Genomic DNA, 12,346 nt, shown 5'->3' with positions numbered 1-12,346 from the left:
GAAATCTTGTATGAAGAAGCTTATTGCTGGATCGCGCTTTGCAACAGTGGCATTGATAGGTACTTTAACAGCAGCAACGTTAACGATGGTGGGCTGTGCAACCAAGCCTACTTACCAATCAGCCAACCAAGCGGGACCTAAGATTATTACCAATGCACAAGGCGTTCCTAACTACCATCGTGTACAGCGTGGCGACACGGTCAGCCAAATTGCTGAGCGCTATCGTCTCAGCTACCGTCAAATCGGTTCGCTCAATGGTTTGGACAGCAAGTATACGATTTATAGTGGTCAATGGCTCAAGCTGTGGCAAGGTACGCCAGCCGACAACAATCGTTATAACGCGCCTACAACGACACAGCCAACGTACACACCACCTGTAACGAGCGTGCCTAATAATAGCTCACCAAGCCCTGTATACGAAGTGACGGCTAACGCAACGTCAGGCTATGAATATCCAAGTCGCAATCAAGTGACTCGTAACTTTGATGCGGCAGCGGGCACGATGGGTATGTGGTTTGCTGGTAATGTCGGTGATCCCGTACTTGCTAGCCAATCTGGCACGGTACTGTACTCGGGCGATGGTCTGCCAGAGTATGGCAATCTTATTATGATTCGTCATAGTGATAATTACATCACCGCTTATGCGCATAATAGTCAGCTACTGGTCAAAGAAGGCGATGCTGTACAGCGCGGTCAGCGCATTGCAAACATGGGTAACAGTGGCCAGACCAATCAGGTCGGCTTAGAGTTCCAAGTGCGCTTAAATGGCAATCCTATTGACCCACGTGCGGTACTCGGGCGTTAAAAGTGATGCCAAGTTGTGACTGATTTGGCAAGTTTAGTGGCTTTATTCAGAGCGCTTGAATTTCAGAGTGTTTGAATAAAGCCACCTTAACTAAATCGGTTTATTTGAGTCGCTTTACTTATTCATACTTGAGAATTTTATGATGTTAAAAAAACAATATCTTGCCCTGTTTCCTGCGTTAGTGATGGTTGGGTGTACCAGCCAACAGGCGATGCAAAAACCTAGCAAACCCGTGCGTCAAGGCAACGTTCAGATTACCCAAACTCAAACCATTCAAGTGAAGCCAGCACCGAAGCCTGTCATCAAGCCGCAGCCAGTGGCAAAGCCAAGCTATAACAGCTTCTCTGATTGGAAGTCTGATTTTTCTATGCGGGCGATTTCATCAGGCCATGATGCAGCGACGGTGCGTCGTTTACTTGATACCGCTTATTTAAATCAGCAAGTCATCTCACTTGACTCAGGACAGCCAGAGTTTTCTAAGATGCCATGGGAATATGTCGATTCTGCCGTATCTGATGGGCGTGTGAGTACTGGTAAGCGTAAGTTCGCCGAGCAACGGGCATTTTTGTCGCAATTAGAATCGCAGTACGGTGTCAATGCAGAAATAATCGCTGCCATTTGGGGCATGGAGTCGTCATACGGCGTGGTGACGGGTAATAGCAGCATACCAAGCTCGCTTGCGAGTCTGGCTTATGATGGTCGTCGCCAAGAATTTGCCGAAACTCAGTTGTTGTCATTAGCGACGTTATTGCAGCGCGGTGATGTGTCTTGGTCGCAGCTCGATGGTTCTTGGGCAGGCGGCATGGGACAGACGCAGTTTATCCCCGATACTTGGCTGAAGCACGGAGTGGATGGCGATGGTAATGGTCACCGTAACCCGTGGGCAACGGGCGATGCACTGGCGTCCACCGCTAATTATTTGAGCAGCTCAGGTTGGGTTCGAGGTCTAGCGCCATTTTACGAAGCGACCATTCCTGCCTCATTCGATTACTCCATGGTTGGTAGTAAGCAGCCTGCCGCGAGATGGGCGGCGATGGGTGTTGATACCATCGCTGATGTTTATTTGGATGCCAATACCGAAATGGAGCTGTGGCTACCAGCTGGCAAGGATGGTCCAGTGTTGCTACTCAGCCCAAACTTTGATGTGATCAAAGTTTATAATAACTCATCGAGCTATGCGCTAGGTGTTAGCTTATTGGGTAAAGCGCTTGCTGGACAAGGCGGATTACAGAAATCATGGCCGCGTTATGAGCGTCCATTATCCACAGCTCAAGTACGAAATTTACAGCAGCGTTTGACTAACTCAGGCTATGATACTAAAGGGGCTGACGGTATCGTGGGTACCAATACTCGATTGGCGTTCCAGCGCTGGCAAGCAGACAATGGTCAGACTCCAGACGGCTTTATTACTCAGCGTAGTGCATCATCGTTAGCTTCGTGGTGAAGCAGGTTGATTGCACTGCTTTTGACTCGTATTGATTCTAATATTAGCGTGTTAAAAGAAATTTTTTAACCATCATTTTTGATGGTAATATCAAATACGATGAGCTTAGTGAATAAAATAAAAAAGTACCCTAATAAGGTGCTTTTTTATTTTACGCTATGATTGTTTTTCAACAGACTTTAATCTTATCAGGTTTTAATAAATAATATGGACACAAGAAGACTGATACTGTGACTGATAAAGGCTACACTGTTTGTTTATCAACGCGCTATCTATAAGAGCTGACATTATATTTGTCTGTTCAATCTTTTAATATTAGATACAATAAATCCTTTATCCTCATAACGAATGGCAACGAGCAGTGACATTATGATAGACCAGTCTCTTATGTCCGATATGCTTAGTCCGTTTTGGGTAAGTATTAAGCTTGCTGGTGTCACTACCATTTGTCTATTACTGTTTGCAACGCCTGTGGCTTATTGGCTTGCTAAGCCTAGCCGTAGACAAGTTGTGGCACGTCTTAAAGTCTTGCTTATGGGCATCATTGCCATGCCATTGGTTTTGCCGCCTACCGTCATCGGCTTTTATCTTTTATTACTGTTAAGCCCTAGTGTCGGTATTGGTAAATGGCTTAGCGAACATAATATCAGCCCCTTGATCTTCACCTTTGAAGGTCTTGTCATTGGTTCGATTATTTACTCCTTGCCTTTTTATATTCAGCCTGTCTACGCCCAATTTTTACGTATTCCACAAAGCGTGATGGAAGTGGCACATTTATTGGAGCCAAGCCGTTTACAACGGTTTCTCAGAGTCGCTCTGCCACAAGCGCGTGTCGGTATTGTGCTCGGCAGCTTAATAAGTTTTGCCCATACTATTGGTGAGTTTGGCGTGGTTTTGATGATAGGGGGTAGTATATCCGATGAGACTAAAGTGGTCTCGATTGCGATATATGAGCAAGTAGAGGCGCTAAATTACGAGGCAGCGCACATGATGTCTGGGATTCTCATCATTATGGGAGTGATTATGGTGGCGTTGATTGCTAGTGTGAGCCGGCTGAATCAACGCTCATAAGATTGCAGTTAATACCTATAGCTTGAGTTAATGCGTCAAAATTTATTTATCCATTTCTTTTCATCATATCTAAGTCACTTGAGTAGGCAAATAAAGCTGGTGCACCGCCCGTATGCCAAAATAAGACACGATCGGTTTTCTTGATTTTTCCAGACCGAATCATATCTATGAGTCCGCCCATCGCACGACCCGTATAGACAGGATCTAAAAGTATGCCTTCTGTTTGAGCTGTCATTGCAATGGCTTCATTTTCTAATGTACCAACCACGCCATAACCTTCGCCCACATAATCAGAGTTGAGTGTTAAATCGGTTTCTGTAAACCGATAATCGGCACCGATAAGGGAGGCCGTGCTATTGGCAAGCGCGACGGTATACTGATCAAAAGGCACTTTGTCTGTTTCACCTTTATCGATATTGATACCTACGATTTGGGCGGGCGAGTTAAGTATTTTTTTGCCAAGCATCAAACCGGCTTGTGTTGCCCCAGAGCTAGAAGCAAAAACGATATGAGTAAATAATACGTCCATGCTTTCGCGTTGCGATTCTAACTCTTTAAAAGCTTCTACAAACGCTAAAGCACCCAGCTCATTGGAGCCGCCATAGGGTATGACATATGGTTTTTTGCCTTTATTTGTTAATTGCTCAACGATTTTAGGAATGTCTTCTCCTTTACGATTGGCGCCTGCCCAGTGAATATGCGATCCAAAAATTTTGTCTAATAAAAGATTGCCACTTGTTTGTTCGGGTTCTTCTCCACCCAATACTAAATGGCATTCAAGTCCCAAGCTTGCCGCTGCGGCAGCAGTTTGGCGACAATGGTTTGATTGTGCGGCACCTGCCGTAATCACGCAATCAGCACCTTGAGCAAGGGCATCACCCATGATAAATTCAAGCTTACGGGTTTTATTACCACCCAATGCCAGTCCCGTGTTGTCATCTCGTTTCATAAAAATAGTAGGGCCATTAAGCGCTTTACTCAATCTGCTGAGCTCTATCAAGGGAGTGGGGAAGAAGCCCAATGATTGTCTGGGTATGTGGTTATATTCCATATTTTGTCCCTTTTATAATAAAAAAATGCTGAATAAGTTTGAAACATAGCCATTGATAAAGTCAGTTAAAAATGATTGTTTAGCGGCTATAAATAGCCAATAATTATACGTCGTAACAGCCTTATAAAACGTATGAATGCGTATCCAGCTTTAGAATCAGTGGAATCCTAAGGGTTAATTTATCAAATATAAAATGAAAATCCTCATGCAAGCTGTCAATTTTGCCTGAGGACTATTTGTTTTATTAACAAACTATTTATTTTAGTGAAAAAGAGTTGAGAGCTGTTTTAGAACTATTTGTCAGACCAATTAGACGATCAAAAATGAAATTTCACTAGAGCGCTAGGCACGTTTTGAGTCGTGTCACTGCCATACTTATTTTTCCAGTAACTATATTCCATACCGACCTCTAAGCGATTATCAATGCCTAATAGTGGTTGTAAGTTATACTTTATTTGCGGATTGATATGTAGTTGGTTTTTTAAGTCATCGTTGTTAAAAGAGTAGTCTACATAACCATCTACCACAAAATTGTTTTTCTCCCAACCGTAAGTTAAGGTGATTTGCTGGTCATTATCAGTATTATCATTGAAGACATGATATAGGGAAGCAGAGGCGTACTTCATACCTGAAATAGGCACATTCAAATCTGCCCCTAGTCCTATCATATAGTTGTCTTGGCTAAAGCCTTTGCTGTTCGAGCCAAACTCATATTGCCCCGCTAGATTGAGCTGTTTGATAAAGCTATCATCGAAAGTTGTAAGCTTAAGCTTGGGCGCAAACTCACCATACGTTTCTTTAAATCTATTATTTTCAATATCATTTGCGCCTTGATGACGATCGACGAAGAAAAATACGCCGCCCCAACTATGGGTAGATGCGTGCTCCAGAGTGATGGTCGTCAATTCTCCGTCTTCTACCAGCTCATAGTCATTGCCATACAGTACAGAAAGACTGGTATCGGTGAAAAGCACCTTTGCATGGCTGCTGCTCATCGTACCCAAGAAAACGATCGCGGCTAAAGCCGTGGTTAATGAGCTACTAAAAAACAGTTTTTTCTGAATATTGGTTTTACATAATTGGCTAGCCAGTGGCAGGTTTGCAAATAAGTGATAACGCACAGTAATATTCCTTTATATAGAGTGGGTCATCCTAGCAGGCTGGGTATATGACAGAAGCGCCTTTTAACTTCCTGTCAAAACGGGTCAATGCTGCTAAGGATGAAGCGCGGTCAATTTTTGATAGCAGTCTAAAATAATGAAGATAAATGTTATCAATATAAGTATTGTCAAAAGTATAAAAATGCTCTGTTGGCTATATTATCCGCAATAATTCTTAACACTTTGAAACAGTTAAGCATGTTTTATAATGAAGTGACAACCATAAGCTGGCTCAAAATAATGGTCTATCAAGCCTTCTAAGTATTTGATATTAGCTAAGTTTATGATTTTATTAAATTAACTGACTAAATGGTCAGCTTTATTATTTTTGTAAACAAGGAGATGTGTCGAAGTAGATAGTAGGCTAAACCACTAGCAATAATTATTACGATTCAGAGTAGTGAAAAGAGCTGGTAGGGTGGTTGAGGACAAATGATATGAGAGGCAAGTGAATAAAGGTATGGCAGAATCAATAGACACAAAAAAACCTCAAACAATCTAATGTTTGAGGCGAAACTTGCTTAAACTTTACAGTTTAAATTCGTTTTAGCTTTTTACTAAATGTGGCGCAGCGGACGGGACTCGAACCCGCGACCCCCGGCGTGACAGGCCGGTATTCTAACCAACTGAACTACCGCTGCTTAGGTCGTACTTAGTTTATTTAACCACTTAGCCTACTACTTGAGAGTAACGCTATACTAAATAGTGGTGGGTGATGACGGATTCGAACCGCCGACATTCTGCGTGTAAGGCAGACGCTCTACCAACTGAGCTAATCACCCTTCGAACAATTGCTATGCAATTTATTCAACATCAACTGAGCTCTAAGTTTGTCACTAAGCTCTGCTGCTGTGGGTGTGTATTATATAGATTTACACATGGCTGTCAAACAGTTTTTTAACTATTTTAAAAAATAATTGAAAATACTGTTTGAAAGTTATTATTAATAGTAGTCTGAGGCACGTGTTTACTAAGGTTGCTGCTTAAAAACTTATTATGGTTAGTCATTGTTTGATGGTCAAAAACTACTATACTATTGAGGGTGTTTTACGACTCATGCTTTATTTTATGTTGATTGTTGGAGGCGGGCATAGAAAATTCCACTATTGAACAAACTTTTACGACCTGGTCTTGGGGAGACTTTGCAGGCTTGGGTCTGGTATTGCATATTGTTCTCATGATAGTAATGACGCTACGTGTTGTGTCAGTGCAGCGCAATATCGGTGTATCTATCGCTTGGATTGCTGTGCTCTATACCTTGCCTCTTTTTGGTTTCATCGCTTATATACTATTGGGTGAGCCGATGATAGGGCGGCGCTATCGTCAACGGGTAGACCAAGCAAGCTTATTGATGGATGATATGGCACGGCGTGAGAATTTGGTTTTTGATCAAGGACAAGAGCTGCTGCCAGCCAACTACCGCGGTGTCAGTCAAATAGGCACGCGTTGGACGGGGCTGGGCGTGTTTCCTAATCACAATATGCAGCTATTGACGGATCCTCATACTATCTTTCAGCGATTAATCGAAGATATCAATGCCGCTCAGAGTATTATCTTGATGGAGTTTTATATTGTTTATCCTAAAGGACAAGTACTAGAGGTGATAGAGGCGCTGTCAGCGGCAGCGCAGCGTGGTATTGAGTGTCATATCTTGGCCGATAGCGTGGGTAGCTTTAGTTTCTTTAATAGTAGCGCGCATCGTATTTTAGAAAAAGCAGGTGTTTTTGTCCATCAGTCACTACCAGTGGGTTTATTTAAAACGCTATTTAAACGCTCTGACTTGCGCAATCATCGTAAAATTGTGGTGATTGATGAGCACATTGGCTATATCGGTAGCTTTAACTTGGTCGATCCAAGATTTTTTAAACAAAATAAAAACGTTGGACAGTGGATCGATGTGGCGATACGCACGACCAGTCAACACTCTATTAGTATTACGACAGCCATGGCGATCGTGGTGGCCACGGATATTGGTGCGGAAAACAATGACAATTTAGACGCGCTCAATCAGCGAGTAAATGGCTATACTCGTAAACTATATGTGATGAACCCAACCATTAATGATTTAAACAGTCGGGTAAAGGTATTGGCTGGTGAGATCGACTATTATAAGCAACCAAATATTGGCTCAACATCGATTGTGATACCGAAGATGCCGATGGTAGAAGGGGTGCTGGCGCAGCTGATACCCTCCGCACCGCAAGTGACTGCCCATGTGATTTACAATACATTGGTGACCGTTATTCATCGCGCCAATAAACGCATTCGCATTACCACACCGTATTTTGTACCTGACGAGGCGCTCTCGGGAGCATTAACAATCGCTGCCAAACGCGGGGTTGAGGTGACGCTGATTGTCCCTGAAAAGGTGGATTCTTTTCTTGTACAGCATGCGTCACAAGCCTATTATCAAGAGCTGCTCGAGGCAGGCGTGACGATTGCCTTGTTTAAGGGTGGTTTGTTGCATACCAAAACAGTGGTTATCGATGATGATTATTGTTTATTTGGTACTGTAAACATCGATATGCGCAGTTTTTATCTAAATATGGAAGTGAGCTTGGCCATTTATACACCAGAGATGGTCGCTCAAGTGGCTGATTGTCAAGAAGTCTACTTACAAAGTTGCCGTTTTTTGAGTTTAGAGCAGTGGCAACAGCGCCATGGTGCAGAGCGTTTGTTTGATAATGTGGTACGCTTGTTTAGTCCTTTATTGTAGCATTTTCGATTTTAGGGTAAGGTAAACGACTGATGTCAGTTTAGTGCCATGATGACCTTATTTTTATTACTATTAATTTATCCCGATAAAGGATGCGCTTGTCTATGTATGCATCGTCTGCATCACCTCTAACGCCCTTTGATTATATTGCAGCAGGCTATTGGCAAGACTTTCTAGCGGATCGTCCTATCGCTGGTGGCATTGCTTACGAGAGCGAGCTTCGCGATTGTATATTAGATGAGTCATTGGCAAGCTTACAGCGAGTCGATACGCTGCTGTCGCACATACGCCGTGAGATGGTTAAAACTGGTCGATGGCATGAAGAGAGATTATTGCTCGATGAACGCTATCGTAACTTTATGGTATTTTTGGCGTTTTATGCAGGGCGAGTATTAGCACAGCAATGGCAAAGTACGCCGCATTGGTATGGACAGTTTGAGCTACATAAGCGCTATCCTGAACTGGCTCTTACAACCGATGATTTTTATCAACAGCTGGCGGTTGTCTATTGTCAGTCGGCTGATGCTAATAGCGTTACGTCATTGTTTTTTGCACTAGAGCCGATAGGGATGCGTCTATTTGGTCATATTGATCGGCCGTTTAAGGCGGTACAAGGCGGTCAAGTGGCTAGTGGTCTGTATCAAGCGGTTAGCGCAAGGTTGCCACATGCGCACGACAATCACGTTGCTAATTCGATCACACCAGCCATTAATATCAGCACACCACATACAAGCGCTAGTGTAGAGCGCATTAAAACAGTTGATAGTCAGAAACCGTTGGAAAAAGAAGGATTGAGTCATACGCCACATGATGTGCCAGAATCTCAGAACCTGTCTCAGCAAGAGAGCCAAACTAAGCCTGTGCTGTCTAAATCAGAAACAGTACAACCTCATACAACCTCAGAAAATACGGTATTAGAGCAGCCACTACCATCGTCAGTGCCTTCTCCTCAAGAATTGCCAACGCCCGTGATTTTTACGCAACTGCTCGTAGAGCTGGATAACATAGACGTCGTTCAAACGGCTGGCAATAGCGAATATCAGCAAGCCCATAAAGTGCTAGAGCAGTTAGAACAGCATATTGCCAAGCAAAGTCAGCCGCGCACGCAAATGCGCTTTTCAGAGAGTCATTTGACGACGAAAAAGCAAGCGCTATTAACACTACAAGAGGCGGCGCAGGCGGGTAATAGCGCTGCCATGCTACATTTGGCAATGTATGAGTTACTAGGTGAAGGATTAGCGGTTGATAAGGGTGCTGCTACAGCGTCAGGGGTTGAGTGGGTTAAGCAGGCAGCCAGCAAAAATGACAGTCGTGCGCAGCGCCTACTAAGCAAGATGTATTACCAAGGGGTCGGCGTGGCGCAAGATATAGACACTGGCAAATATTGGCTAGAGCAAGCAGCGGAGAATGGACACGCGGAAGCGGCGAGCGTAGTAGGGCAATGGCAACAGGCGCAAGCGCTGATAACGACACAAAAACAAGAGCAACATAGCATGAAGCGCTATCAGTTGTTATTCGCCGCCATACTCGTGGTGGCAATACTGATCCTAATTATTGTCTAAAATATTTTATGGCAACACGCTGTAAAGCGTATTGTTAATCGCTAAATTCAGGTAGAATTGGCGCATTTTTTACCGTCACCTTACTATAGTCGATTTAATTTAAAGAGGTTAATGCCGTCACTCTTTTATAGTGAATTGACTATATTATTTAAGCCATTACTAATCTGGGCAACTTTATGCCATCTTCTCCTATATCCTCTGATTGTGCTTTAGAAGCGACTGACCCAGTATCGTTGCCCAGTCGCACTGTTTATACTGCGCCTTTGTATTATCAGTGCGCCATTGGCTTACTTAAGCCGCTATATCGACTGCAAGTTTGGCAACGCTCACACAACCGCGACAACTATCAACAAGAAGTGGCGCAGCGTTTTGGCAAACAATATCCGCCGCGACCAGTGGCTAAAGTGACTAATGCGCAAACTGATAAAGGCGTGATTTGGTGTCATGCGGTGTCATTGGGTGAGACCAATACTGTCGCGCCCTTATTAGATACGTTATTGGCTGATGGCTATCAAATATGGTTAACCAATACCACGCAGACAGGTTTTGCTCGCGGTGCTAGCCGTTTCGCCGATGACATTGCTCAAGGTCGGATGAGCCATAGCTATGTACCTGTCGACAGCCCAACTGTGATTGAGGCTTTTTTGGCGCATGTCAAGCCCATCGCTGCTCTGTTTGTCGAAACAGAACTGTGGGCAAATATCTTAACCAAATTATCCGAACACCATATTCCCAGTATTTTGGTCAACGGTCGGCTGTCAGCGTCTTCTTTTAAAAGTTATCAAAAAATTGCTGCGGTCAGTGCCAGTATGATGAAAAACCTGACTTTGATTATCGCTCAAGACAGCGACTCAGCGAAACGCTTTCGACAATTGGGTGCGAATAGCGCGCAAATTCGTGTCGCAGGTTCACTAAAATGGGTGATTAATACGCCTCAAATTGAAGATAAAGCGGCTGATATAGAAGCTAATTATACAGAAAATCCTAGCGTACCAAACCAATATTCTGAATCGGTCCAAGAGTCTACATTAGCAAAAGAGATGAATATCGCTGGTCGACCGATTTGGATTGCCGCAAGTACCCATAGTGGCGAAGAAGAGACGGCACTGTCATTGCATCAACAGCTATTGTCTCATCCCGCGCTCGCTGATGCGCTGCTTATCATTGTACCTAGACATCCTGAACGTTTTGATGAAGTAGCAGCGCTCATTCAAGCGTCTGAATTAACAATGGCACGGCGTAGTGCAGAAGATAGCATTCATGTAGACACACAAGTCTATCTGGCTGATAGCATGGGTGAGCTGATGACGTGGTATAAGTTGGCAGATGTGGCACTGGTCGGCGGCTCGTTAGTAGATGTCGGTGGGCACAATCCCGTTGAGCCAGCGAGTGTGGCAACGCCTGTACTCATGGGGCGCTATACGCAGTCTTGTCAAAGCGTGGTAGATAAATTGGCGGAGGTCGGCGCGTTATATCAGCCAAACAATGTTTTCTATCGTCCCGTTACTGTTAGTGCGGCTACTACTAATGATGATACGAATCAACAATCCTCTCGTAAGAAGCCTGCCGCTAAAGAGGATGTAGCGCTCATTTATCAGCAGCTAGTGTCTTGGCTCAGTGATCTTGAGGTAGCGGCACAAGCAGGGCAAGCTGGCGCGCAAATGACGAGACAACAGCAAGCCGTACTGACCCGCCAATTTACCATGATTAAAGAGGTTGTCGAGCAGCATGCTATTCAACAACCAAGCCAAGAGCTGCTATGAATTGTCTATTATTACCCATTGAACACTTCTCTTCGGATGCGGCATATATTGATGAATTATCACAAATAAATCACGTCAATAGAGTGCTAACAGCAAAAGTTGGTGATACGCTGAAAATCGGTCAAATGGGCGGTCATTTGGGCACTGCTGTGATTGAGAGCATCCGCTCTGATGCGATTGAGTTGCGTGATATTCAGTTCACCACTGCGCCGCCACCAAAGCTAGATTTGACCGTTGTATTGGCACTACCGCGTCCTAAAGTGCTACGCCGCTTAATGATGGATATGACCGCGCTTGGGGTGCGCGATATCATCTTAATCAATAGCTATCGCACGCAAAAAAGCTATTGGCAAAGTCCGATGCTTGAGCGCCTTGATGAGTTTGTATTAGAAGGGCTGCAACAAGGGGTTGATACCATAGCGCCTCGTATCACTTTACAAAAACGCTTTAAGCCATTCGTGGAAGATGAGCTGGCAGGTTTGGTAACCAATCGAGCCATCGTGGCGCACCCGTATAGTGAGCTATCCTTTATACAGTATCTACAACAGCCGCCATCGTTAGGATTACCAAGTCTGGTTTGTATCGGTAGCGAGGGCGGCTGGATTGATTATGAAATAGCACTGCTTGCCACTCAAGGTTGCGCGGCAGTCACTATAGGCTCGCGTATCCTGCGTACAGAAGCCGCCGTCAATGTGATTTTGGGTCAATGGTTGCTGTCGTGAATCAGCAGATCATTGAAAGATAATTAAGACATGCCATCACTTAGAAAATCTA

The 12,346-nt window shown here is 44.1% G+C and carries 9 protein-coding genes and 2 tRNA genes; 7 read left to right on the top strand and 4 right to left on the bottom strand.

Going from position 1 to position 12,346, the window contains the following annotated elements; all coding sequences use genetic code 11:
• Nucleotides 1-10: 10 nt before the first annotated feature.
• The 3 genes from JMW94_RS06890 (at nucleotide 11) to modB (ending at nucleotide 3,320) form a co-directional block, all read left to right on the top strand.
• Nucleotides 11-805, top strand: coding sequence for a M23 family metallopeptidase (locus JMW94_RS06890; RefSeq protein WP_201603485.1), 795 nt, complete (start codon nucleotides 11-13; stop codon nucleotides 803-805).
• A gap of 139 nt (nucleotides 806-944) precedes the next feature.
• Nucleotides 945-2,249, top strand: coding sequence for a lytic murein transglycosylase (locus JMW94_RS06885; protein ID WP_201603483.1), 1,305 nt, complete (start codon nucleotides 945-947; stop codon nucleotides 2,247-2,249).
• A 369-nt stretch (nucleotides 2,250-2,618) separates the two neighbouring features.
• A complete protein-coding gene (gene modB / locus JMW94_RS06880; protein WP_201603481.1) occupies nucleotides 2,619-3,320 on the top strand; it encodes a molybdate ABC transporter permease subunit in 702 nt (233 codons plus the stop codon).
• A gap of 46 nt (nucleotides 3,321-3,366) precedes the next feature.
• On the opposite strand, the gene JMW94_RS06875 is transcribed toward modB, so the two are convergent.
• The 4 genes from JMW94_RS06875 to JMW94_RS06860 all read right to left on the bottom strand — a co-directional run bounded on the left by JMW94_RS06875 (nucleotide 3,367) and on the right by JMW94_RS06860 (nucleotide 6,313).
• Complete coding sequence (locus JMW94_RS06875; protein ID WP_201603476.1) at nucleotides 3,367-4,371, bottom strand: D-cysteine desulfhydrase family protein; 1,005 nt, start codon at nucleotides 4,369-4,371, stop codon at nucleotides 3,367-3,369.
• A gap of 317 nt (nucleotides 4,372-4,688) precedes the next feature.
• Entirely contained in the window at nucleotides 4,689-5,492 is an 804-nt protein-coding gene (locus tag JMW94_RS06870) for a DUF5020 family protein (RefSeq protein WP_227685444.1), read from the bottom strand.
• Between the two features lie 603 nt (nucleotides 5,493-6,095).
• Nucleotides 6,096-6,172, bottom strand: a tRNA-Asp gene (locus JMW94_RS06865).
• A gap of 65 nt (nucleotides 6,173-6,237) precedes the next feature.
• Nucleotides 6,238-6,313, bottom strand: a tRNA-Val gene (locus tag JMW94_RS06860).
• A gap of 296 nt (nucleotides 6,314-6,609) precedes the next feature.
• Here JMW94_RS06860 and JMW94_RS06855 point away from each other — a divergent pair.
• The 4 genes from JMW94_RS06855 (at nucleotide 6,610) to JMW94_RS06840 (ending at nucleotide 12,294) form a co-directional block, all read left to right on the top strand.
• Nucleotides 6,610-8,247 carry a cardiolipin synthase gene (locus tag JMW94_RS06855; protein ID WP_201603525.1) on the top strand — a complete coding sequence of 546 codons (1,638 nt, stop codon included), beginning with the start codon at nucleotides 6,610-6,612 and terminating at the stop codon, nucleotides 8,245-8,247.
• A gap of 104 nt (nucleotides 8,248-8,351) precedes the next feature.
• A complete protein-coding gene (locus tag JMW94_RS06850; RefSeq protein ID WP_201603474.1) occupies nucleotides 8,352-9,809 on the top strand; it encodes a tetratricopeptide repeat protein in 1,458 nt (485 codons plus the stop codon).
• Nucleotides 9,810-9,985: 176 nt separating this feature from the next.
• On the top strand, nucleotides 9,986-11,572 hold the full coding sequence (locus JMW94_RS06845) for a 3-deoxy-D-manno-octulosonic acid transferase (protein ID WP_201603472.1): 1,587 nt from the start codon (nucleotides 9,986-9,988) through the stop codon (nucleotides 11,570-11,572).
• Entirely contained in the window at nucleotides 11,569-12,294 is a 726-nt protein-coding gene (locus JMW94_RS06840; protein WP_201603463.1) for a 16S rRNA (uracil(1498)-N(3))-methyltransferase, read from the top strand. Before JMW94_RS06845 ends, JMW94_RS06840 begins: the two co-directional genes overlap by 4 nt.
• The last annotated feature ends 52 nt before the right edge of the window (nucleotides 12,295-12,346 follow it).

It is taken from the genome of Psychrobacter immobilis (assembly GCF_904846185.1).
GTDB classification, from domain to species: Bacteria; Pseudomonadota; Gammaproteobacteria; order Pseudomonadales; family Moraxellaceae; genus Psychrobacter; species Psychrobacter immobilis_B.
This window is presented reverse-complemented; position numbering and strand designations above follow the sequence as displayed.